At 76.2% G+C, this 22,511-nt stretch carries 23 protein-coding genes; 11 read left to right on the top strand and 12 right to left on the bottom strand.

Annotated features, from left to right (window positions below):
* The first annotated feature begins 20 nt into the window (after nt 1-20).
* The 6 genes from M3673_RS14990 to M3673_RS14965 all read left to right on the top strand — a co-directional run bounded on the left by M3673_RS14990 (nt 21) and on the right by M3673_RS14965 (nt 6,485).
* The gene (locus M3673_RS14990) at nt 21-860 is read left to right on the top strand and encodes a prephenate dehydratase (RefSeq protein ID WP_251534571.1); all 840 of its coding nucleotides are present in this window, start codon (nt 21-23) and stop codon (nt 858-860) included.
* A complete protein-coding gene (gene larB / locus M3673_RS14985; protein ID WP_251534569.1) occupies nt 857-1,597 on the top strand; it encodes a nickel pincer cofactor biosynthesis protein LarB in 741 nt (246 codons plus the stop codon). The genes M3673_RS14990 and larB overlap by 4 nt, the downstream gene beginning before the upstream one ends.
* On the top strand, nt 1,594-2,952 hold the full coding sequence (larC, locus tag M3673_RS14980) for a nickel pincer cofactor biosynthesis protein LarC (protein WP_251534567.1): 1,359 nt from the start codon (nt 1,594-1,596) through the stop codon (nt 2,950-2,952). The genes larB and larC overlap by 4 nt, the downstream gene beginning before the upstream one ends.
* A 197-nt stretch (nt 2,953-3,149) precedes the next feature.
* The gene (locus M3673_RS14975; protein WP_193661648.1) at nt 3,150-4,388 is read left to right on the top strand and encodes an arginine deiminase; all 1,239 of its coding nucleotides are present in this window, start codon (nt 3,150-3,152) and stop codon (nt 4,386-4,388) included.
* A 314-nt stretch (nt 4,389-4,702) separates the two neighbouring features.
* Nucleotides 4,703-5,080 carry a Crp/Fnr family transcriptional regulator gene (locus M3673_RS14970; protein ID WP_193661649.1) on the top strand — a complete coding sequence of 126 codons (378 nt, stop codon included), beginning with the start codon at nt 4,703-4,705 and terminating at the stop codon, nt 5,078-5,080.
* A 13-nt stretch (nt 5,081-5,093) separates the two neighbouring features.
* Entirely contained in the window at nt 5,094-6,485 is a 1,392-nt protein-coding gene (locus M3673_RS14965; protein WP_251534565.1) for an adenylate/guanylate cyclase domain-containing protein, read from the top strand.
* Between the two features lie 246 nt (nt 6,486-6,731).
* On the opposite strand, the gene M3673_RS14960 is transcribed toward M3673_RS14965, so the two are convergent.
* From M3673_RS14960 to M3673_RS14950, 3 genes are read right to left on the bottom strand one after another with little or no spacing between them, the layout of a single operon-like run.
* Nucleotides 6,732-7,682 carry a DUF5926 family protein gene (locus M3673_RS14960; protein WP_251534563.1) on the bottom strand — a complete coding sequence of 317 codons (951 nt, stop codon included), beginning with the start codon at nt 7,680-7,682 and terminating at the stop codon, nt 6,732-6,734.
* Nucleotides 7,683-7,692: 10 nt separating this feature from the next.
* Nucleotides 7,693-7,938 (bottom strand): glycerophosphodiester phosphodiesterase family protein, encoded by a 246-nt coding sequence (locus tag M3673_RS19710; RefSeq protein ID WP_251534561.1) that lies wholly within the window; start codon nt 7,936-7,938, stop codon nt 7,693-7,695.
* Nucleotides 7,935-8,582, bottom strand: coding sequence for a glycerophosphodiester phosphodiesterase family protein (locus tag M3673_RS14950; RefSeq protein ID WP_251534560.1), 648 nt, complete (start codon nt 8,580-8,582; stop codon nt 7,935-7,937). Before M3673_RS14950 ends, M3673_RS19710 begins: the two co-directional genes overlap by 4 nt.
* Before the next feature lie 113 nt (nt 8,583-8,695).
* On the opposite strand from M3673_RS14950, the gene M3673_RS14945 reads away from it, so the two are divergent.
* Nucleotides 8,696-9,262 carry an OsmC family protein gene (locus M3673_RS14945; RefSeq protein WP_251534558.1) on the top strand — a complete coding sequence of 189 codons (567 nt, stop codon included), beginning with the start codon at nt 8,696-8,698 and terminating at the stop codon, nt 9,260-9,262.
* 59 nt (nt 9,263-9,321) lie between these two features.
* On the opposite strand, the gene M3673_RS14940 is transcribed toward M3673_RS14945, so the two are convergent.
* Nucleotides 9,322-10,569, bottom strand: coding sequence for an ATP-binding protein (locus M3673_RS14940; protein ID WP_193661652.1), 1,248 nt, complete (start codon nt 10,567-10,569; stop codon nt 9,322-9,324).
* Between the two features lie 396 nt (nt 10,570-10,965).
* On the opposite strand from M3673_RS14940, the gene M3673_RS14935 reads away from it, so the two are divergent.
* On the top strand, nt 10,966-13,356 hold the full coding sequence (locus tag M3673_RS14935) for a bifunctional SulP family inorganic anion transporter/carbonic anhydrase (RefSeq protein WP_251534556.1): 2,391 nt from the start codon (nt 10,966-10,968) through the stop codon (nt 13,354-13,356).
* A gap of 75 nt (nt 13,357-13,431) precedes the next feature.
* On the opposite strand, the gene M3673_RS14930 is transcribed toward M3673_RS14935, so the two are convergent.
* The gene (locus M3673_RS14930) at nt 13,432-13,692 is read right to left on the bottom strand and encodes a hypothetical protein (protein ID WP_193661655.1); all 261 of its coding nucleotides are present in this window, start codon (nt 13,690-13,692) and stop codon (nt 13,432-13,434) included.
* A gap of 198 nt (nt 13,693-13,890) precedes the next feature.
* On the opposite strand from M3673_RS14930, the gene M3673_RS14925 reads away from it, so the two are divergent.
* The gene (locus M3673_RS14925; RefSeq protein WP_251534554.1) at nt 13,891-14,757 is read left to right on the top strand and encodes a DNA-formamidopyrimidine glycosylase family protein; all 867 of its coding nucleotides are present in this window, start codon (nt 13,891-13,893) and stop codon (nt 14,755-14,757) included.
* Nucleotides 14,758-14,846: 89 nt separating this feature from the next.
* A complete protein-coding gene (locus M3673_RS14920; protein WP_193661657.1) occupies nt 14,847-15,182 on the top strand; it encodes a rhodanese-like domain-containing protein in 336 nt (111 codons plus the stop codon).
* Between the two features lie 36 nt (nt 15,183-15,218).
* Here the strand turns inward: M3673_RS14920 and M3673_RS14915 are convergent, their stop codons facing one another.
* The 3 genes from M3673_RS14915 to aat form a co-directional block, all read right to left on the bottom strand.
* Entirely contained in the window at nt 15,219-15,767 is a 549-nt protein-coding gene (locus M3673_RS14915) for a hypothetical protein (protein ID WP_251534552.1), read from the bottom strand.
* A 157-nt stretch (nt 15,768-15,924) separates the two neighbouring features.
* The gene (locus tag M3673_RS14910) at nt 15,925-16,404 is read right to left on the bottom strand and encodes a hypothetical protein (RefSeq protein WP_193661659.1); all 480 of its coding nucleotides are present in this window, start codon (nt 16,402-16,404) and stop codon (nt 15,925-15,927) included.
* Between the two features lie 152 nt (nt 16,405-16,556).
* The gene (aat, locus tag M3673_RS14905; RefSeq protein ID WP_251534550.1) at nt 16,557-17,261 is read right to left on the bottom strand and encodes a leucyl/phenylalanyl-tRNA--protein transferase; all 705 of its coding nucleotides are present in this window, start codon (nt 17,259-17,261) and stop codon (nt 16,557-16,559) included.
* 32 nt (nt 17,262-17,293) lie between these two features.
* Here aat and M3673_RS14900 point away from each other — a divergent pair, with 32 nt between their 5' ends.
* Nucleotides 17,294-17,986 (top strand): EcsC family protein, encoded by a 693-nt coding sequence (locus M3673_RS14900; RefSeq protein WP_082500454.1) that lies wholly within the window; start codon nt 17,294-17,296, stop codon nt 17,984-17,986.
* Here M3673_RS14900 and M3673_RS14895 read toward each other — a convergent pair.
* Genes M3673_RS14895 through M3673_RS14880 form a run of 4 tightly spaced genes read right to left on the bottom strand, consistent with a single transcriptional unit; the run spans nt 17,947 to nt 22,455 of the window.
* Nucleotides 17,947-19,170 (bottom strand): hypothetical protein, encoded by a 1,224-nt coding sequence (locus tag M3673_RS14895; protein ID WP_251534548.1) that lies wholly within the window; start codon nt 19,168-19,170, stop codon nt 17,947-17,949. The genes M3673_RS14900 and M3673_RS14895 overlap by 40 nt on opposite strands.
* Nucleotides 19,167-20,387, bottom strand: a complete 1,221-nt coding sequence (locus M3673_RS14890; protein WP_251534547.1) for a hypothetical protein — start codon at nt 20,385-20,387, stop codon at nt 19,167-19,169. Before M3673_RS14890 ends, M3673_RS14895 begins: the two co-directional genes overlap by 4 nt.
* A complete protein-coding gene (locus M3673_RS14885; RefSeq protein WP_193661663.1) occupies nt 20,384-21,526 on the bottom strand; it encodes a hypothetical protein in 1,143 nt (380 codons plus the stop codon). The genes M3673_RS14890 and M3673_RS14885 overlap by 4 nt, the downstream gene beginning before the upstream one ends.
* Complete coding sequence (locus M3673_RS14880) at nt 21,523-22,455, bottom strand: hydroxymethylglutaryl-CoA lyase (RefSeq protein WP_193662068.1); 933 nt, start codon at nt 22,453-22,455, stop codon at nt 21,523-21,525. The genes M3673_RS14885 and M3673_RS14880 overlap by 4 nt, the downstream gene beginning before the upstream one ends.
* Nucleotides 22,456-22,511: the final 56 nt, after the last annotated feature.

Below are 22,511 nucleotides of genomic sequence, written 5' to 3'. Positions count from 1 at the left end.
GCTCAACCTAAACTGCCCGCGTGCCGAACCAGCGACGCATCGCCTACCAGGGCGAGCCGGGAGCCAACTCCCACATCGTGTGCCAGGAGCACTACCCCACCTGGGAGGCGCTGGCGTGCGCGTCGTTCGAGGACGTCTTCGCCGCCGTGGAGTCCGGGGAGGCCGACCTGGCCATGATCCCGATCGACAACTCCCTGGCCGGGCGTGTCGCCGACATCCACCACTTCCTGCCCGACTCGGGGCTGCACATCATCGGCGAGCACTTCCTGCGCATCCGCTTCCACCTGATGGGCGTGCCGGGCGCGACCCTGGAGTCGATCGACACCGTGCACAGCCACGTGCACGCGCTGGGCCAGTGCCGCAAGGTGATCCGGGCCCACGGCCTCACGCCGGTCATCTCCGGCGACACCGCGGGCGCGGCGCGCGAGGTCGCGGAGGCCGGCGACCCGACCCAGGCCTCGATCTCCCCGCCGCTGGCCGCGCGGATCTACGGCCTGCAGGTGCTGGCCGAGGACGTCGAGGACGAGGACCACAACACCACCCGCTTCGTCGTGCTCTCCCGCGACCTCGTCGAGGCCGCGCCCGGCTCGGGCCCGGTGGTGACCAGCTTCATCTTCAACGTGCGCAACCTGCCCTCCGCGCTCTACAAGGCGCTCGGCGGCTTCGCCACCAACGGCGTCAACATGACCAAGCTGGAGAGCTACATGGTCGGCGGGCAGTTCACCGCCACCCAGTTCCTCGCCGAGGTCGACGGCCACCCCGACGACCCCGGCCTGAAGCGGGCCCTGGAGGAGCTGGCCTTCTTCACCACCGACGTCAAGATCCTCGGCGTCTACCCCGCCGACCCCTTCCGCGCATGACCTCGCCCTCGCAGCAGCACCCGGACGGCGTGGACGGGGCCGACGCCACCGACGCTCCCGACGGGCGTACGGCGGACCTCGGCTTCGCCCGTCTCGACCTCGACCGGGCCGCGCGCACCGGCGACCCGGAGGTCGTCTTCGGGCAGGGCAAGACCCCCGCGCAGGTCGTCGCCATCCTGCGCCGCCTGCACGCCCAGCACCCCGACCGCGCGGTGCTCGCCACGCGACTGGCCCCCGAGGCGCTCGCCGCGCTCGCCGAGGAGCTGCCGCAGGCGGCGCTGCACCCGGTGGCCCGCGCGGCCACCCTCGGTCCGCTGCCCACGCCCGCCGGGCGGGTGCTGGTGGTGGCCGCCGGTACCTCCGACGCCCCCGTCGCAGCCGAGGCCGAGCTCACCGTGCGGGTGCACGGCGCCGGGGTCGAGCGCATCGACGACGTCGGCGTCGCGGGCCTGCACCGCCTGCTCGCGGTGCGCGAGCGGCTCGAGGCGGCCGACTGCCTGGTCGTGGTGGCCGGCATGGAGGGCGCCCTGCCCTCGGTGGTCGGCGGGCTGGTCGGGGTGCCGCTGGTGGCCTGCCCCACCTCCGTCGGCTACGGCGCCTCGCTCGGCGGGGTCACCGCCCTGCTGGCCATGCTCAGCTCCTGCGCGCCCGGCGTGAGCGTCGTCAACGTCGACAACGGCTACGGCGCCGGCGTCTTCGCCGCCCGCGTGGCCCGACGGGCAGCGCCGCGCCCGTGAGCGACCCCGACGCCTCGAGCAGCGACCACCACGGGCGACCCGCCGGCCGCCCGAGCGGCGCGGGCGAGGCGGGCGGCGCGGGCCAGGACGGCGCCGCGGGCGCCGCCGGCGCCGCGGGCGCGTCGGCCTGGGTCGACGCCTCCTCCGGCGCGAGCGGCGACATGCTCCTCGGCGCCCTGCTGGGCGCGGGGGTGCCGCTGGCGGTCCTGCAGGCGGCCGTCGACGCGGTCTCCCCCGAGCCGGTGCGCCTCGAGGTGGAGCGGGTGCGGCGCGGCGGGTTCGCGGCCGTGCGCTGCCACGTCGTCGTCGCCGACTCCACCACCCACCGCACGTGGCGCGACGTGCGCGCCCTCCTCGGCGCCGCCGACCTCGCGCCGGCCGTCCGCGACCTCGCGCTGGCGGTCTTCGCCCGCCTCGCGGCGGCCGAGGGCGCCGTGCACGGCCACCCCGCCGACGAGGTGCACTTCCACGAGGTCGGCGCCCTCGATGCCATCGCCGACGTGGTGGGCGTCTGCGCCGGCGTGGTCCACCTCGGCCTCCACCCCGGAGCGCGTCCCGGTGGGCTCAACGTCAGCCCGGTCGCGGTGGGGTCGGGCACGGTGCGCAGCGCCCACGGCGTGCTGCCGGTGCCGCCGCCCGCGGTCGTGGAGCTGCTGCGCGGCGCCCCGTCGTACGCCGGACCGGCCGGCGCCCCCGCCCAGGAGCTGTGCACCCCCACCGGGGCGGCCCTACTCTCCACGCTGGCCGCCGGCTGGGGACCCCAGCCGCCGCTGCGCGTCTCCGCGGTCGGCGTCGGCGCCGGCGGGCGCGACCCGGCCGGCCACGCCAACGTGCTCCGCCTGCTCCTCGGCGACCCCGTCGACGTCGACCCCCGAGCGGACGGCCCGGGGGGCGCGCCCGGCGCGGGCGACACCACCACCGAGGTCGTGCTGGAGACCAACGTCGACGACCTCGACCCCCGCGTGTGGCCGGGCGTGCTCGACGCTCTGCTCGCGGCCGGGGCGGCCGACGCGTGGCTGACCCCGGTGCTGATGAAGAAGGGCCGCCCCGCCCACACCCTGTCGGTGCTGGTCGTGCCGGCCCGCGTCGCCGCCGTGCGCGACGTGGTGCTGCGCGAGACCTCCGCCATCGGGCTGCGCGAGCACCCCGTCACCAAGCACGCGCTCCCCCGCACCCTCGCCGGCGTCGACCTCGACGGCCACCGCGTCGCGGTCAAGCTCTCCACCGTCGACGGCCGCGTCGTCACCGCCCAGCCCGAGTGGGACGACGTCGCCCGCGCCGCCGCCGCCCTCGGCCTGCCCGCCCGCACCGTGCTCGCCCGCGCCGCCGCCCTGGCCCTCGACCTGCTCGACTGAGCCCCGCCCGATACGCGCCCGCGCCCGCGCCCGCGTCTTACTGACCGTTGCGACCACTACCCGACAGTCACCACGCCCGGCCAGTGGTCGCAACGGTCAGTAGGACGTGAACGCGTGCGAGGTCGCCGGCGACCCCCTCCGCGCACCACGCGGCGGGCCAGCGGCGCGCGACCGGCGTACCTCTCTAGGCTGGGCCCATGACCTCGACGCACGAGAACCCGACGCACTACGCCGACAGCGAGGTCGGGCGGCTGCGCACGGTGATGCTGCACCGCCCCGGCGACGAGCTGAAGCGCCTCACGCCGCGCAACAACGACCGCCTCCTCTTCGACGGCCTGCCCTGGGTGGCGCGCGCGCAGGAGGAGCACGACGCCTTCGCGGAGGCGCTGCGGGCGCGCGACGTGGAGGTGCTCTACCTCACCGAGCTGCTCGCCGAGACCCTCGAGAGCGAGTCGGCGCGCAACCACGCCATCACCACCGGCCTGTCGGGTCTGCACCTGGGCGACACCCTGCGCACCTACCTCTCCCGCGCGCTGCGCGACGCGACGCCGAGCGAGCTGGCCGGCCACCTCACCGCCGGCATCCGCAACGACGAGGTGCGCGGCGGCCACGGCCTGGTGACCTCGCTGCTGGCCAGCGACGACTTCCTGGTCGACCCGCTGCCCAACCTGCTCTTCACACGCGACTCCAGCGTGTGGGTGCGCAACCGGGTCGCGATCACCTCGCTGGCCATGCCCGCGCGGCGCCGCGAGACGCAGCTGACCGAGCTGATCTACACCGAGCACCCGCGCTTCGCCGGCTCGCTGCGCATCCACGGCTGGCACGCCGAGCACGTCGAGGGCGGCGACGTGCTGCTGCTGGCCCCCGGCGTCATCGCCATCGGCGTCGGGGAGCGCACCACCCCCGCCGGCGTGGAGTCGCTGGCGCGCCAGGTCTTCCACGCCGACCTGGCCCACACCGTGCTGGCGGTGCCGATCGCGCAGGAGCGCGCGACGATGCACCTCGACACGATCTGCACGCTGGTCGACGTCGACAAGATCGTGATGTACCCCAACGTCGCGCACACCCTGCAGGCCTACACCGTCACCGCCGCCGACCCCGCCGCCGGCGAGGACGAGCTGGTGCTGCGGGTCGGCGAGCCGCGGCCCTTCCTGGAGGCCGCCGCCGACGCCATGGGCATCGACCAGCTGCACCAGATCGACACCGGCCTCGACCCGGTCACCGCCGAGCGCGAGCAGTGGGACGACGGCAACAACACCCTCGCCCTCGCCCCCCGGGTCGCCGTCGCCTACGAGCGCAACGACGAGACCAACGCCCGCCTCGAGGACGCCGGGATCGAGGTCGTCCGCATCGCCGGCTCCGAGCTCGGCTCCGGGCGCGGCGGCCCGCGCTGCATGAGCTGCCCCGTCACCCGCGACCCGCTGCCGACCGCCTGACCCGCACCGCGCCGGCCCGCCAGCCGGCCGGCCGGTCGGCCAGTCGCGCCACCCGACCAGACCACCCGGGCGGCGCGGCCGCATCGGCGTACGCCTGCTGTAACGCGCAGTTACACTTCCTCCCGACCCGTCGTGACGGGGCGGCAGTCGCGCGCACCGGGCGTCACCACGGGGCGCTGCGGCGGCGGCGGCCACGGCGGCCGACCCGCTCGCCGTCGGGCCCCCCGGACCGCTTGCCACGCGGCAGCGACTCCGGGAGGATCCCGCGCGGGGAGCACCACGCGACACGCACGCACCAGGAAGAGGCACCAGCCATGGCCGACTCGTTCTTCAGCGCCTTCAGCCCGGCGGAGATCGCCAAGATCAGCTCCGCCGGCACCCGGGTGACCCTGCCCGAGGGCTGGTCTCCGATCTGGGAGCGCACCCCCGCTGACAAGGCCTACGTCATCCTCTCCGGCACCGTCTCGGTGCGCCACAAGGGCACCGAGATCGCCCAGCTCGGCGAGGGCGACATCATGGGCGAGGCCGCCCTGATGAACCACTCGCTGCGCACCGCCAGCGTCGTCGCCCTCACCCCCCTGGAGCTCATCCACTTCACCGACGACGCGATCGCGCGGCTGCGTGTGGAGATGCCGAAGTTCTCCGACGCGCTCGAGTCCGTGGCGCGCGAGCGCTTCGGCGACAAGTCCTGACCCCGCGTACGCCGTGAGCCGCCGCGACGCCGACCGCCCCGGTGACCGGCGCCGGTCGGGCGAGCGCGCGGCGGTCGACGGCGCGACCGACGCGGCAGGCCCCGTGGGCGAGGCAGCCGCGGTCGCCTCGGCGGCTCCGGCCGACGGGACCGCCCCGGGCGGCGCCGGCGCGGCCGACGGCCCGGCCGACGGCCCGACTGACGGCGCGGCGGGTGAAGGGTCGGGAGAGGACCGCGACGTCGACCCGGCGGTGCTGGCCGCGGCCCTGGCCCCCCTGGAGACCTACCTGCTCGGCGAGCCACCGAGCCTGACCCGGCGCCAGGTCGCGGAGCGGGCCGGTGTGCCCTCGGAGCTGGCCGAGGAGCTGTGGCGGCTGCTGGGCTTCCCGACCGCCGGTGACGACGACGTCGCCTTCACCGCCGCCGACGTGCAGGCGCTGCGGTGGAGCAGCGACCTGGTGCGCCTGGGGGTGCTGAGCCCCGAGCGCCAGTCGGCGCTGGTGCGCACCTGGGGCCGCAGCTACGCCCGCCTCGCGGAGTGGCAGGCCGCACTGCTGGCCGACGTGACCCTGGAGTCGGCGCGGGCGGTCGGCGGCGAAGGCGGGCCCGGCGGGCGCGACCCCGCCGAGACCCTCGCCGTGCTCGCCACCGAGGCGCTCGAGCGCGTCGAGCACCTGCAGTCCTACATGTGGCGCCGCCACCTGGCCACGGCCACCAGCCGCCTGCTCGCCGTCGACACCACCGGCGCCCCCGGCACCCAGACCTCCGCGATGGCGGTCTGCTTCGTCGACATCGTCGGTTACACCTCGCGCTCCAAGTCCCTCGGCGACGCCGAGCTGGTCGCGTGGCTGGAGGGCTTCGAGGCCGCCGTCTCCGACCTCGTCGTGCAGGCGGGCGGCCGGGTGATCAAGAACATCGGCGACGAGGTGCTCTTCGTCGCCGACGACGTCGCCGCCACCGTCGACGTCGCCCTGGCCATGGCCGCACGCGGCGAAGACGAGCACGACGACTTCCCCGCCGTGCGGGCCGGTGTCGCCCACGGCGACGTGGTCAGCCGGCTCGGCGACGTCTTCGGGCCCACCGTCAACGTCGCCTCCCGGCTGACCTCCGTCGCCCGACCCGGCGCCGTGCTCGTCGACCGCGGCGCCCACGACGTGCTCACCGGCGCCGACCGGGGTGAGTCCGACGGCCGGGACGGCGACAGCGACGACGGCGGCGACGGCACCGGGCCCGGGCCTGACGAGCGACCAGACGCCGACGGCGACGCCGACAACGACGCGGGCACCAGGCCCGCCGGCACCGGACCGCCGGGCGACGGGGCGGCGGCGTACCGCTTCAAGCGGCTGCGGCGGGTCTCGGTGAAGGGCTACTCCCGCCTGCCCGCCTACGTCGTGCGTCCCCGCTGACCGCGGGCTCCCGCGGGGGATCGACGCCGCGCCGCGGCGGGCCGTGGCGCTCACGGCGTACCTCGGGCCGACGCCGGGCGGGCGGCTGCTGCGCCGAGGACGACGCCGACGTCCAGCCCAGCCCGGTCACACCGGCTCCACCGGTCACACCGGTCGGCCCGTACCCGCACCTGTCGGCCGACGCGTGGGCCGACAGGTGCGGGTTTCACCAGCCGGCTGGTGAAACCCGCCGAGCCGGCCCAGCCCTCAGCGGATGGTCAGCTGCCGGTTGGCCAGGCCGTTGCGGGCCGAGCGCTCCTCGGGGGTGAGGGGCGCGTCGTCGGCGAGGGCGGCGGCGAGGTCGGCGGCGTACTGCGCGGCCGGCTCCTCGAGCGCCTCGGGGCCGGTGCCGACGGGGAGGTCCCAGACGGGGGCGAGCAGGCCGTGGGCGCGGAACATGCCGACCAGGCGCGAGCCGGGGGCGATGTCGTCCTTGCCGGCGGCGTGCAGGCGGGCGAGGGCGTCGAGCAGCCGGTCCTCGGGCTCGGGCATGACCCAGCGCAGGTGCTCCTTGGTGCCGACGTTGGTCCAGTACGCCGACTCCACCGAGGTCAGCTTGGCCGTCGGGGCGGCGGCTTCGTTGGCCTGCTCCAGCGCGGCGGCCATGCCGTCGCGGTCGTCGACGTCGGCGATCCAGTAGTCGAAGCCCTCGTGCACGGTGACGTCGAGCGTGCCGCCCTCGACGAGGTCCTGCAGGCGGGGGCCCTCGCCGGGGTCGCCGGTGAGCCCGACGATGCCGGCCTCGCCGCGCTCGGCCTGCTCGAGGGCCTTGGTGAGCACGGCGCCGAGGTCGCGGGCGGGGTCGCCGAAGTTGTGCTGCACCTGCAGGCCCAGCCACACCTCGCCGGAGTCGCGCACCATGGCGGGCGCGGCCATCGGCAGCAGCGAGCAGAGCGTGACGGCGCGCCCGGAGCCCGTGACGCCGTCCTTGAGGGTCAGCGGGGCGGTGCCGGCGGGCACGAGCTCGCGCAGCGCGATGACGTCGCACTCCGAGGGCAGGCCCTCGAAGGGGCGGTTGACGAAGGTCGCCGCGGGGCCGCCGGGGGCGCCGTGGCAGGCCTTGTAGCGCTTGCCGGAGCCGCAGGGGCAGGGCTGGCGCGGGCCGACCTCGCCGGGGGTGGTGGTCTCACGGGCCTTGGTGCGGGACTTCTTCGCCATGGGCGTGAACCTATACGCCGCCCCCCGACCCGTCGGCGCCGGTGCGACCCCGCGCCTCGAGCAGGTCGAGCAGGTAGGCCGGCCGGTCGGTGATGACCGCCTCCACCCCGAGCCGCACGCACAGGTCGAGCTGGTCGCGGGTGTTGACCGTCCACACGTGCATCCGCCGCCCCGAGGCCGTGATCCGCGGGCCGAGCCGCGGGTGCCCGGCGAGCACCTCGACGCCGGGCCCGACCCGCCAGTCGGGGCCGATCACGCGGCGCACCATCGGCAGAGCGCGGCCTTGTCGAGCAGCATCACCAGCGGCACGGCGGGCGCGAGCCGCTCCACGCGCTGCAGGGCGGTGTGGGAGAAGCTCATCACCCGCGCCGGGGTGCCCGGGCGGTCCCACCCGAAGTCGCGCAGCACGTCGACGAGCCGGCGCTCCACCAGCCCGCCGTACCTCGTGGGGTGCTTGGTCTCGATCGCCAGCTCCACCCGCCGGTCGTAGTCGGCGGCCACCTCGCACAGCCGGCGCAGGGTCAGCACGGTGTCGTGGGCGGGGTCGCGCTCGGGCGCCTCGTCGTCGAGGTCGGCCCAGGGGTGCTTCCAGGAGGCGAAGTCGAGCTGGGAGAGCTGGGCCAGCTCCATGGTCGAGACCGCCCCCTCGGCGCTCGCGGTGCGTCGCAGCGTGCGGTCGTGCACGCAGACGAGGTGCCCGTCGGCGGTCAGGCGTACGTCGCACTCCAGCGCGGCGGCCCCGTCGTCGAGCGCCGCGACATAGGCCCCCAGCGTGTGCTCGGCGTTGTCGTGGCTGGCCCCGCGGTGCGCCACGACCTGCGGGAGCGCGCCGGCCGCAGCCGCTGCCGGCCCGGCGCGGGGGCCGTGCGGAGCGTCGGAGCGTCGTGCGCCGGACCTCATCGACCCAGTGTGCTCCCGCCCGCGCCCGCGCGGGTGACGATCGCGTGTCGGGCCGGTCTCGCCCCGTCCGACCGGACGGTCCGCGGGCCCGTCGGGCCGCGCAGACTGGCGCCATGACCGCACTCCCGACCGGGCCCTCGCCCCAGCCCTCGACCGGGCCCTCCGACCTGCGCGCGCAGGTGCGCGCGGCCCAGGCGCCGCTCAAGCAGCGCTACCGCGACGACCCCGCCAGCGCCCGCACCCCGCTGCGGGCCCGCGCCGGCTTCGCCGACCCCGGGGTCACCGCGACCGTCGACACCTGGGCCGGCCCCGCGCGGGCCGGGCTGCACGAGGCCACCGGCGGCGACGGCAGCGACGCCTGCTCCGGCGACATGCTGCTCGAGGCGCTGCTCGCCTGCGCCGGGGTGACCCTGCGCAGCGTCGCGCTGGCCAGCGGGGTCGACGTGCTCGCGGCCACCGGCACCGCGGAGGCCGTCTTCGACGCCCGCGGCACCCTCGGCGTCGACCGCGAGGCCCCGGTCGGGGTCACCGACGTCGTCGTGACCTTCGACCTCACCCTGCCCGAGGACTCCACCGTCGACGAGGAGCAGCTGGCGCGCCTGGCCGCGACCACCGAGCGCTACTGCGTCGTGGGGCAGTCGCTGCGCGAGCCGCCGCGGGTCGTCGTACGCCGCGCCTGACCCCGCACCCGACCCTGCGCCGACCCACGCGTCGCCGCTACGCCACCCGGCGGCGCGGGTCAGGCCTGCTCGCGCAGGTAGCGCCCGAAGTGGGGCACGGTGAAGGCGATCCGGCCCCGCTCGCCGGAGTAGACCAGGCCCTTCTTCATCAGCGCGTCGCGCGCCGGGGAGAGCGACTGCGGCTTCTTGCCCAGGGTGGTGGCGACGTCGGCGGTGGCCACCGAGCCGACCGCGTCGACGTCGGTGCCGCCGGCGGCCAGGGCGACGGCGGCGTCGGCCATGCCGCGCAGGTACTCCCGCTCGGCCGGGGTCGCGCGCTCGTAGCGGCTGCCGAAGAAGCCGACGGCCAGCTCGCGCTCGGCCTCGGGGGCGGCCACGGCCACGTCGTCCTCGGTGATCGGCGAGCGGGGCGCGACGTCCCAGACGGTCTTGCCGTAGGCCTGGATGAAGTAGGGGTAGCCGCCGGTCGCGTCGTACATCGCCGCCAGCCCCGCCTCGGTGAACGCCGCGTCCTCGTCGGTGGCCGGGGCGCTCAGCGCGCGGTCGGCGGCCTCCCGGGTCAGCCGGTCGATGCGGGCGTAGCGGAAGAGCCGCTCGGAGTAGGACTTGCTGGCCGAGAGCACGGCGGGCAGGTGCGGCAGCCCCGCGCCGACCACGATCAGCGGCAGGCCCGACTGGCTGATCTCGTGGCACGCCGCGCACAGCGCGGAGACGTCGTCGGGGCCGAGGTCCTGCATCTCGTCGATGAAGACCGCGACCCCCTTGCCCGCGTCGGCGGCCAGCCCGCCGACGTCGGTGAGCAGCTCGACCAGGTCGATCTCGATGTCGCCGGAGTCGGCCCGCCCGCGCACGGCCGGGGCGTCGATGCCCGGGCTCCACCGGTCCTTGAGGCGCGCGTCGGCGCCGGCGTCGCGCTGGGCGAAGGAGCGCAGCACGCCCAGCACGTGGTCGACCTGCTCCTCCCCCGACCCCGGCCCACCACCCGGCCCACCACCAGGCCCGGGTACGCCGAGCTCGCGCACCGCCTGGTGCAGCGCCGACGACAGCGGCCGGCGCAGCCGCTGGTCGGGGCGGGCCTCGAGCTTGCCGGTGCCCCAGCCGCGGCGCACCGCCGCGGAGCGCAGCGCGTTGAGCAGCACCGTCTTGCCCACCCCGCGCAGCCCGGTGAGCACCAGCGAGCGCTCGGGCCGACCGCGCGCGACGCGCTCGAGCACCACCTCGAAGGTCGCCAGCTCCTCGTCGCGACCGGCCAGCTCCGGCGGGCGCTGTCCGGCGCCGGGCGCGTAGGGGTTGCGGATCGGGTCCATGACCGGACCGTATCCGCCTGTCTAGCGTCAGTCGTAGACGACGCGCGGGACCTAGCCACGCGGTCCGCGGCCTCCGCCCTCCTCCGCCTCCCTCCGCCTCCGTCCGCCTCCGTCTGCCTCCGTCTGCCTCCGTCTGCCGTCGGCTGCTCGTGCGCCGCCTGCCCCCCGCCCTACCCGACTATCGCGCTGTCTCGGGCCAGTCCTAGACGCCTCGAGAGAGCGCGAGTGAGCCCCAGCGGCCACACCCGCCTCACGAGCCCCGTCTGAGACGGGGATGAGAATCCTCTTACGACCACCGGGATCCAGGTCACACGCCCGGGTGTCGCGCCCAGGCGTCTGCCTACTCTCGCCGTTCCCCCACAGACCGCACACTCCGTCGATCCCAGGGAATTCTCGGTGACCCACACGCACGCACCCCCCGCTGCCCACTCCGCCTCCTCCTCCGGCTCCCCCGGCTCCCCCGCCGGGTCCGGACCGCCCGGAGGCCTCCCCTCCCCCCGCGACCTGGGCCGCTCGCTGACCGGCTGGGCCCGGCGCGACGCCCGCTTCGACGTGCCGGCCTCGCTGGTGGTCTTCCTCGTCGCCGTACCGCTCTCGCTCGGCATCGCCGTGGCCTCCGGCGCCCCCGTCGCCGCCGGCCTCATCGCCGCCGCCGTCGGCGGGATCCTCGCCGGCATCGTCGGCGGCGCCCCGCTCCAGGTGAGCGGTCCGGCCGCGGGGCTGACCGTCGTCGTGGCCGAGGTCGTCGCCGAGTTCGGCTGGGAGGCCACCTGCGCGATCACCGCCATGGCCGGCCTGCTCCAGCTCGTGCTCGGCGCCACCCGCCTGGGCCGCTACGCCCTGGCCATCTCGCCCACCGTGGTCGCCGCCATGCTGGCCGGCATCGGCATCTCGATCGTGCTGGGCCAGCTCAACGTGGCCCTCGGCTCGACCTCGCAGCCCTCGGCCTGGGCCAACCTGCAGTCCATCGGCTCCTCGCTGCTCTCCCCCGACTCCCACGCCCTGCTCGCGGCCACCGGCGTCGTGGTGATCCTGCTGCTCTGGCCGCGGATGCCCGCCAGGGTCAAGGCGGTGCCCGGCCCGCTCGTGGCCGTCACCCTGCTGACCCTGATGGCCGCCGCCTGGCTGCCCGACGCCGAGCGCGTCGACCTCGGCGGGGCGCTGCTCGACCAGATCGGCACCGTCGCCATGCCCGAGGGCACGCCCCTGGCCGTGGCCGGCGCCGTGCTCACCGTCGCCCTCATCGCCTCGGTCGAGAGCCTGCTCTCGGCCGTGGCCATCGACAAGCTCCACGACGGGCCCCGCGCCCGCCTCGACCGCGAGCTGGTCGGCCAGGGGGTCGCCAACACCGCCTCCGGCGCGCTGGGCGGCCTGCCCGTCACCGGCGTCATCGTGCGCAGCGCCACCAACGTCGCCGCCGGCGCCCGCACCCGCGCCTCCGCGATCCTGCACGGCGTGTGGGTGCTCGTCTTCGCCCTGCTGCTGGTCGGCCTGGTCGAGCAGATCCCGCTGGCCGCGCTCGCCGGCCTGCTGCTGGTCATGGGCACCGGGCTGGTCAAGCCGGCCGACGTACGCCGCTCCCGCGCACGCGGCGAGCTGTGGATCTACGTCGCCACCGTGGTCGGCGTCCTCGCGCTCAACCTGGTCGAGGGCGTGCTCATCGGCCTGGTCGGCGCCCTGCTGCTCACCTTGTGGCGCACCGCCCAGGTCAAGGTCGACGTGCGCGAGGCCGGCCCCGCCCCCGACGGGCGGGCCCTGTGGGTCGTCGAGGTGCACGGCAGCGTGTCGTTCCTCGCCCTGCCCGTGCTGGCCCGGCGGCTCGCCACCGTGCCCGAGGGCCAGGTGGTCGAGGTCGACCTGCTCGTCGACTACCTCGACCCCGCGGCCCGCGACCAGATCGACGACTGGCGCAGCCGCTACGAGGCCCAGGGCGGCCAGGTCGTCGTCGAGCACTCCGGCCCGGCCGGCGAGGAGGCCGCTGCCGAGCGGGCCGCCAAGTCGCGGCCCGTCTCGCCCCGTGCCTGGCTGCCGTGGGGCGCCTGGCAGAACGGGGACGCCGACCTCGGCACCACCGCCCCGGCCCACCCGCTGGCGGTCGGGGTGCGGGAGTACCACCGCCGCACCTCGGCCTCGCTGCAGCCGGTCTACGACGAGCTCCGCGACGGCCAGGCCCCCCGCGCCGCCTTCCTGGGCTGCGTCGACTCGCGGCTGGTGCCCAACCAGCTCACCAGCAGCGGGCCGGGCGATCTCTTCACCATCCGCACCATGGGCAACCTCGCCCCCGCCGACGGCGACGACGACGGCGCGGTCTCCGCGCCGGTGCTCTACGCCGTCGACCAGCTCGGCGTCGAGGTCGTCGTCGTCTGCGGCCACTCCGGCTGCGGCGCGATGACCGCCGCGGTCGCCTCCGACGAGGCGGCCGGCCCGGCCACAGGGGCCGCGGGGGCTGCGGGGGCTGCGGGCGCTGCGGGCGCCGACGCCAGCGACCCGGTCGACCGCTGGCTGCGCCACGCCGCACCCTCGGTGTCGGCCTGGCGGGCCCAGCACCCGGTGGGCGCGTCGGCCGCGGCCGCCGGCGACGGCGAGGTCGACCAGCTCGCCCAGGTCAACGTCGCGGTCACCCTCGACCGGCTGCGCGAGGTGCTCGGCGCCGAGCGGCTCGAGCGGGTGCGGCTCGTCGGGCTGTTCTTCCGCATCGACGACGGCTCGCTCTCGGTGCTGCGCGACGACGCCTTCGTCGACCTCACCGACGCCGAGCTCGACCGGCTGGCCCACCTGGCCGGCTGAGCGCACCCCGCGACCGCCCGCGGTCGCGGACGACCCGCACCCGCGCGGCCCGGACTCCCGGACCGGCCAGCACCCTCAGGCCGGCTCGGCCCGGGCCGCGCGGCGGCGGGCGCGCGCTGCGTCGTAGGCCTGGTCGAGGCCGCGGCGCAGCACCTCGATCATCTCGGGCACCTCGTCGACGCTGAGCCGGAAGGACCCGGCGCAGACGTTGTCGCGCCACAGCGACAGCACGACGACCTCGGCCTCGGGGTGCCAGGAGACCCGCAGCGCGCGGTCGTCACCGCGGGCGTCGAGGTGGATCGACCCCGTCTCGGGCAGCGTGCGCACGCGTGACATCTGCCCATGATGCTCCGCCCGCGCCCGTCTGTCACCGGGTCGGTCCGCAGGCCTGCGACCCCGGGATCGCGGCGTACCCGATCCTGTCGGCCCGGACCCGCACCTGTCGGCCCGTGCGACGGCCGACAGGTGCGGGTTTCGCCAGCCGGCCGGTGAAACCCGCCGGTCGGCCGACCCCACCCCCCTAGACTCGGCGACGTGCCCGAGCTACCCGAGGTGGAGGCGCTGGCCCTGGACCTCAAGGGCCGGCTCGACGGACGTGCGATCGTCAAGGTCCACGTGGCGGCGTTCAGCGCCCTGAAGACCTTCGACCCGCCGCTGTCGGCGCTGGAGGGCACGCTGGTCGACGACGTGACCCGCCACGGCAAGTTCCTCGACATCGACGCCTCGGGGGTCCACCTCGTGCTCCACCTCGCCCGGGCGGGCTGGGTGCGCTGGCGCGAGGAGCTGCCGATGGTGCCGCCGAAGCCGAGCAGCAAGTCGACGCTGGCGGTGCGCATCGAGCTCGACGACGGCACCGGTCTCGACGTCACCGAGGCCGGCACCCGCAAGAGCCTGGCGATGTACGTCGTGCGCGACCCCCACGACGTGCCCGGCATCGCGAGCCTGGGCCCCGACCCCCTCGAGGACGGCTTCACCGTCGACGTGCTCGGCTCGATCCTGCAGCGCGAGGGCCGCAAGCAGGTCAAGGGGGTGCTGCGCCACCAGGGCACCATCGCCGGCATCGGCAACGCCTACTCCGACGAGATCCTCCACGCCGCGCGGATGTCGCCCTACAAGCCGGCCAACAGCCTCACCGACGACGAGCTCGCCACCCTGTACGCCGCCCTGCGCCGCACCGTCGGCGACGCCGTCGAGCGCTCCCGCGGCCTGGCCGCCAGCGAGCTGAAGGGCGAGAAGAAGTCGAACCTCGCCGTCCACGGCCGCGCCGGCGAGGCCTGCCCGGTCTGCGGCGACACCGTGCGCGAGGTCTCCTTCGCCGACTCCAGCCTGCAGTACTGCCCCACCTGCCAGACCGGTGGCAAGCCGCTGGCCGACCGCCGGATGAGCCGGCTGCTCAAGTAGCGTCGGACCCGGCACCCCGGCTAGACCCGGCACGACCGGCGAGCCCCTGCACGGACCCGACGCACCCCCGCACCAGGATCGAGGCCCCCATGACCGGCATCCCCACCGTCTCCGTCGACGGCGTCCCGCAGCCCCTACCCGAGGGGCTGGCGGTGCTCGACGTGCGCGAGCCCGTCGAGTGGGAGCACGGCCACATCGAGGGCGCGGTCCACATCCCGCTCATGGACCTGCCCCAGCGCCTCGCCGACGTGCCCGAGGGCCAGGTGCTCGTGGTGTGCAAGGTCGGCGGCCGCTCGGCCCAGGCCACCGGCTACCTCGCCCAGCAGGGTCACGACGTCGTCAACCTCGACGGCGGCATGCTCGACTGGGAGGCCGCCGGCCGGCCCATGGTCAGCGAGACCGGCCAGCCGCCCCAGGTCGTCTGAGCACGGTCGAGGCCGGTCGCCCGAGGCCGCCCGGCCTCACTCGGCGGGCGACTCCGACGGCGACTCCGACGGCGACTCCGACGGCGACTCCGACGCCGCGGCACCGGCGCAGACCTGGCTGACGTAGCCCACGAAGGCCGCCACCTGGGTCTTCTCCTGCTTGCTCAGCTGGAAGTCGCCCTCGGCGGCCAGCTCCTCGGCGGTGAGGTCGGGGTCGACCTCCTGGAGCTTCTCGAGGTAGACGTCGTAGCCGGTGGCGGCGTCGGCCGGGGCGTCGGAGGGCACCTCGGCGGAGCCCAGCGCCTCGGCGAAGGTGGCGACGTCGGATCCGGTGTCGAGCCCGTCGACGCTGGTCAGCGCGTCGCAGAGGCCTTGGGCCTCGCCGAGGTCGGGCGCGGCGGCGCTGCCCGACGCCGCCGGGCTGGCCGCGTCGGAGGCCGACTCGGAGTCGTCGGACCCGCAGCCCACGAGCACGAGGGCCGAGACCGCGAGGCCCGCCACGAGCAGCGGCGTACGCCGGGGCCGGCGCGAGGACCGCGGGGTCGTGGGGCGGGCGGGTCGGTCGGCGAGGGTGGAGAACAGCATGGGTGCGAGCGTGGCACGCGCACCTGAGAGCAGCCTGGGCGGGTGCGGAGCGCACCCCGGCGGGCGGCGACCCCGTGTCGGGTCACCGCCCGCCGGTGCGCAGCGGTGCGGGACGGGCCCGCGGTGGGTCGGGGCGCAGCGGCCCGACCCGCGGGAGTCACTCGGTGGACTCGCTGGAGGAGTCGTCGGGCAGCTCGGCGCTGGGCAGGTCGGAGGGGATGCCGAGCGCCTCGGCGCACTCGGTGGCGGTGTACTCGAAGAACGCGTCGACCTTGGCGTCGTCCTCGTCGGAGATGTCGGGGTCGAAGTCCTCGATCTCGGCGGCGGAGGCGTCGTCGGGCAGGTCGTTGATGGTGTCGATGAAGATCTCGAAGCCCTCGCGGGCCTCCTCGGAGATGTTCTCCGGGGTGCCGACCTCGGCCAGCTGGTCGGCGAAGTCCTTGATGGCGCCGGCGTCGGGCTCCTCCTGGTCGCCGATGCCCGAGAGGATGTCGGAGTAGGTCGAGCAGAAGTCGTCCGACGAGGCGTCGTCGGGGGTCGAGGCCCCGTCGTCGCCGCCACCGCAGGCGGTGGCCATCGAGGCGAGGAGGACGAGGGAGCCGGCAGCGGCTCCGCGGCGCAGACGGGTCAGGGACATGCGATCTCCAGACGTGGGGGTCGGTAGGGGGTCGTCGGGGACCACGTGGTCCTCGCCCGTGAGGGCCCGAGCACGCTGACCCTGCCCCAGCGCGCGCGGTTCATGCCTCCTCCCACCCCGAGGATTTCCCGACCGCGCCGGCACGACCGGCGTCACGACGGACCCGGGGCGTCCGGGCCGCCGAAGGCCGCCGGCAGCGGGCACTCCAGGGCGCGGGCGAGGCGGGCGAGGTAGTCGGCACGGCTGAGGGTGACGACGCCGAGGCTGGCCAGGTGCTCGGTGCTCCACTGCACGTCGAGGAGCCGGTCGGGGTGGACGTCGAGGTCGGCGGCGAGCAGGTCGACGAGCCCGACCAGGGCGACCTTGGAGGCGTCGCGCACGCGGTGGAACATCGACTCCCCCGCGAAGAGCCCGCCGCTGGCCACGCCGTACAGGCCTCCGACGAGGCGCCCGTCCTGCCACGCCTCCACCGAGTGGGCCCAGCCCAGGTCGTGCAGGCGCACGTAGGCGGCGCGGATCTCGCCGTCGATCCAGCCCGCCGGGCGCCGGGGGTCGGCGCAGGCGTCGAGCACCTCGGCGAAGGCGGTGTCGACCCGGATCTCGAAGTCGCGCGTCGCGCGGCGCAGCGAGCGCGAGACACGCAGCCCGTCGAGCGGCAGCACACCCCGCTCGAGCGGGCAGAACCAGTACATCGGGTCGCCGCGGTGGCCCGAGGGCATCGGGAAGAGACCCTGGCGGTAGGCCGCGAGCAGCGTGCCGGGCTCGAGGTCGGCGCCGATGCCGACCAGGTCGTCGTCGTCGGGGAAGCGGCTCGGGTCGCCGAAGGACCACGGGCTGGGCGGGGGCTCGACGGGCACCCGCCGACCGTAGCCCCCGTACGCTGTAAGTCATGAGCGCCCGACGCACCCTGACCGGCACCGTGACCCGCAAGATCGCCCCGAAGGTGACCGGCATGGCCCCCGGGCTGACCACCTCCTTCGTGCGCGAGGCGCTGGCGCGCGCCATCGCCGGCGCCGGCCCGCTGCCTCCCGCCGCCGCGGCCGCCGACAAGCAGCTGGAGGAGCAGGGGGGCGACGTCGACAAGGCGATCCACGAGGTCATCGAGAACCACGTGCGCTACGCCGGCGCCCAGGGCTTCCTCACCAACATCGGCGGCGTCGTCACCGCGGCGGTCACGATCCCCACCAACATCACCGGGCTGGCGCTCGTGCAGTGCCGCATGATCGCCGGCATCGCCCACCTCCGGGGCTACGACCTCGACGACGCCCGCGTGCGCAACGCGATCCTGGCCTGCCTCATGGGCGAGGACACCGTCAACTCCCTGGTCAAGGCCAAGAAGCTGCCCGCCCCGCCGATGGCGCTGGCCACGGCCCCGTCGGGCTCGCCCGACACCGACCGCGCGGTCTCCACCGAGGTCGCCTCCGACCTGGTCACCCGGGTCATGGGCAAGCGCCTGGCCGTCACCGTGGGCCGCCGCGTGCCCGTGGTGGGCGGCGTCGTCGGCATGGGCGCCGACGGCTACTCCACCTGGAAGATCGGGCGCTACGCCGAGCGCGAGCTCCTGCCCCGCACCGCGCGGTAGGCCCCCAGCGCCGCGCGCCCGACCCGCCCGCCCTGGAGCCGGCCCACGACCCGCTCGCGCAGCCGGTACGACGGGCGCAGGTAGGACCGCTGCAGGGCCTCGCGGGTCTCGGCCAGCTCGGCGTGCAGGCGCTGCTCCTCGTGGCTGAGCCGCGCGTTGTCGAGCAGCAGCGCCGCGATCGCGTCGACCGCGGCGCCGGCGACCTGGGTCTCCGACGGCGAGTCGGGGTCGGCCCAGGCGGTGCTGGCCGACGGTCCGCGCAGGTCCTCGAGGTCACCGACGACGTCGTAGCCGCGCGCGCGGACCTCCTCGACCCACCGCGCGCACAGGTCGGCGGCCCACGGGTGCACGTCGGGCGGCAGCGCCAGGCGGGGCGAGCGCGAGCGCTGCGACAGGGTGCGGTGGGCCAGCAGCTCGCGCACCAGCGGCCGGTAGTCGGCCGGCTCGAGGCGCTGGTTGACGGCCTGGTTGATGCGCCGCACCAGCGCGGTCTCCGGCGCACCGAGGGAGGGGTTGGCGCGCTCGACGGTGAGGTCGAGCTCGAGGCCGTCCAGGCCGAAGGCGCGGGTGAAGCGCTGCCACAGCAGGTCGGGCGGGCCGCCGGGCGCCGGCACCGTGACCACGTGGATCCGCTCGGGCGGCAGGGCGTGGCCCCAGCGGTCGAGGATGTCGGGGATCTCCTGCACGCCCCAGAACCACGTGGCGATCCGGCTCTCGCGGGCCGGGTCGCGCAGCTGCTCGAGGAAGCGCTCGAAGGTGATGGTGCTGCGGTGCTTGACGTTCTCCTGCCACTCCGCGGGCACCTGGCGCACCAGGTCGCGCACCGAGAGCACGACGTGCACCTCGGCGCCGGTGCCGTCGGCGCGGTGGCCCAGCGACTCCAGGGCACGACCGACCTGCGAGCGCGAGGCGGTCGCGAGGATCTCGTGGCTGATGATCGCCGTGCCCTCGTGGGCGCGCACCTGCGCGGCGAGGTCGTCCCAGGCCCCGAAGGCCTCCGTCTCCAGACCGCCCCACGGCAGCCGCATCAGGTCGAGGGCGGCGAGGAAGTGGGCGTCGAAGCGCTCCGCGGGATAGAGGATGCCGTGCTCCAGCAGCCGCTCGCGGTTGCGGAAGAGCACGTCCTGCAGCCCCGACGTGCCGGTCTTGGGGGTGCCCACGTGGAGCAGGACGCGCTGGCTCATCGCTCGTCCTCTCGGGTCGTGGGGATCGTCGGGGTCGCAGGGCTGGCGGCGCCGCGGTCGTCGTGACGCCGCAGCAGGGCCACGGCGAGGTCGAGCACGGCGGCGTCCGACGGCGGGGCGCCCTCGGCCTCGGCGAGCGCGTCGGGGGCGTCGACGAGCGCGTCGGGGTCGCCGAGCACAGGGTAGCCAGCGCGCAGGACCGCGGCGCGCACCTGCACGGAGCGTCGCGCCACCCACCGGTGGTGCTCCGGCGGCACCACGAGGCGGGGCCCGGCGGTGGCGGCCGGGAGGTCGTGGAGCATCGGCACGAGCACCCCGCGCAGCAGCTCCTGGCGCGCCCGCGGCAGCACGAGCAGCCCGAGCCCCACGCCGACCCGGCGTACGAGCTCGACGGCGTCGCCGGAGAGCCGGGGCGCCTGGGGCCGCACCGGGGCGTCGACCACGGCGGGCAGGCGGTCGGGGTCGACCACGACGCGCACGCGCTCGCGGCCCACCCGCGCGGCCCACCGGTCGGCGACGGCGGCGACGTCGAGGGGTCGCGGCACGTGGCGGCGCTCGGTGGTCGCGGCGAGCCACTGCGGCCACGGCGGTGCGCCGTCGACCCCGGCGCTGCGGGCGCTCCAGGTGTGGGCCAGGCCCACCGAGAGCGGGCCGGCGAGCACGAGCACCTCGGGCGCGCGCCCGCCCGGGGGCCGGCCCGCGGCGGCGAGCTCGCGGCGCCACAGCGAGCCCAGCCACGGGTCGCCGGCCAGGCGGTACGCCGGGGCGCGCCGGGCCCACGGCCACGCCGTGCGCACCCGCTGCAGGACCGGGCGCGCGGTGCGGGGGGCCGCCGCGGCCGGGTCGGACGCGCGTGCGGCCGCCTCCCGGACGTCCTCGGCGACCAGGCCGGTGGCGACGCGCACGAGCTCGTCGTCGGGCAGGTCGGCGGGGTCGACGGGGGCCCAGCCGAAGCCGCGCGCCTCGGTGGCGCCGACGAGCTCGAGGTCGGGTCGCCCGCGGCCCGGCGCGCTCGCGCCCAGCACCCGCTGCGCGAGCCGCGGGGAGACCCCGCCGGCGAGGTTGAGGCGGCGCAGGAGCTCGAGCTGCTGGGCGCCGGGCAGGACCCGGCCGCGCGTCGGCACCTCGGCCGACCACCGGGCCCACGGGGTGGTGCCGCCGGCCTGCAGGTGGTCGAGCCACGCCCAGGCGCGTCCCTCCCCGGGCGTGCCGCTCACGAGTCGAGCAGGCGGCGGGCCTGGTCGCGCACGCGGCTGCCGATCTGACGGTCGGGGTCCTCGCGGCGCGCGGCCTCGCGGGTCATGGCGGCGAGGGCGTCGACGGCGGCGGCGAGCTGGCGGCGCGGGGGCACCCGGTCGGGGTCGTTCCACGACTCGTCGGGGCCCGGACGCACGGGGCGCAGGTCGGCGACGTCGCCGACGACGTGCACGCCGCTGGCCTCGACCCACTCGATCCAGCGCTCCGACTGCTCCTCGGCCCAGTCGTGGAAGCGCGGCGGCAGGCCGACGCGACCCGACTCGCGACCCACCAGCTCCTGCTCGGCCAGCAGGCCGCGCACGAGGGCGTCGAAGTCGGGGCCACCGCGGGTGCGTCGCCCGAGGCTGGTGTTGAGCCGGCGCAGCAGCGCGCTCTCCGCGGCACCCAGCGAGGGGTTGGTGCGCTCGCTCTCGGCGGGGGCCCAGGCGGGGTCGATGGAGAAGGCGCGGCAGAAGCGCAGCCACAGCTCGTCGCCGCCGGGCGCGCCGGGGCCGGCCACCGAGACCCCCGAGCCCCGCTGGGGCACGGTGACGACGTGGACCTGCTCGGGCGGGAGACCGGCCGACCACGTGCCGAGCACGGCGGGCAGGTCGAAGGACCGGGCGAACCACGTGCGGCCGCGACGCGCGCGCTTGAGGAAGCGGCGGTAGCTCCACGTGCGGCCCTGCTTGATGCTCTCCTGCCACGCGGCGGGCAGCTGCCGACCGAGGTCGCGGGCGCTGTAGACGACGTGGATCTCGGTGTCGCCGCCGGGCCCGGCGAGGTCGCGCTTGGCCTTGGCCACGTGCTCGGCGCTGGCGGGGGCGAGGATCTCGTGGCTGACCACGACGGTGCCGGTGCGGCGGCGGACCCGGCGTACGAGCGCGTCCCAGCTGCCCTCGGCGTGGCCCGGCTCGCCGCCCCAGTCCTGGCCCTGGAGGTCGAGGGCGGCGCGGAAGTGGAAGAGCGCGGGGCTGACCAGCGCCGAGCGGGTCGGGAAGTGCACGTCGTGGGCGGCCAGCGCCTTGGCGTTGAGGCTCAGCCGGTCCTGGAGGTAGGTCGTGCCGGTCTTCGGCGCACCGATGTGCAGGTAGACCCGGCGGCGGGCGGCGGCACTCACGGTGCTGATTGTGCCAGCGCCCTCACGACCGCCGACGGGCTGGGCCGCCCGAGCCGCTCGGCCATCCAGGTGCTGGTGCCCACGAGGGCGTCGAGGTCGACCCCGTGCTCCACCCCCAGCCCGGTGAGCAGCCACACGAGGTCCTCGGTGGCGAGGTTGCCGGTGGCGCTGGCGGCGTAGGGGCAGCCGCCGAGACCGCCGGCCGAGGCGTCGAACGTCGTCACCCCGGCGCGCAGGCCCGCGGCGGCGTTGGCGAGGGCCTGGCCGTAGGTGTCGTGGAAGTGCAGGGCCAGCCGGTCGGGGCCGATGCCGGCGTCGCCGAACGCCTCGACCAGCGCGGTGACGTGGGCGGCGGTGCCGACGCCGATGGTGTCGCCGAGGCTGAGCTGCCCGGCGCCCAGGTCGAGCAGGCGGCGCCCGGTGGCCACGACCTGCGCGACCGGCACCGGACCCTCCCAGGGGTCGCCGAAGCACATGCTGACGTAGGCCCGCACGTCGAGGCCGGCCGCGCGGGCGCGGGCGACGGTGGGGGCGAACATCTCCAGCTGGCTCTCCAGCCCGCGGTTGAGGTTGCGCCGGGCGAAGGTCTCGGTGGCCGAGCCGAAGATGGCGACGTGGCGCAGGCCCAGCTCGAGGGCGCGGTCGAGGCCGCGCTCGTTGGGCACCAGCACGGGCAGGTCGCGCGAGGCCTCGCCGAGGTCGTCGGCCAGGCGGCCCATGAGCTCGGCGGCGTCGGCCAGCTGCGGCACCCACCGCGGGTGCACGAAGCTGGTCGCCTCGACCGTGGTGAGCCCCGCGTCGAGCAGGCGGCGCACGAACTCCGCCTTCACCTCGACCGGCACCAGCGACGCCTCGTTCTGCAGGCCGTCGCGCGGCCCGACCTCGTAGATCGTCACCCGCTGCGGCAGGGCGGGGTCGCGCACCACCATCGGCAGGGCACCCACCGCAGGCTCGCCCGCCGGGGTCGCCGCCGTCGGGCCCGCGC

The organism is Nocardioides sp. P86 (assembly GCF_023712465.1).
Taxonomy (GTDB): domain Bacteria; phylum Actinomycetota; class Actinomycetes; order Propionibacteriales; family Nocardioidaceae; genus Nocardioides; species Nocardioides kribbensis.
The sequence above is the reverse complement of the archived record's forward strand: the minus strand, read 5'-3'. Positions and strand labels throughout refer to the sequence as shown.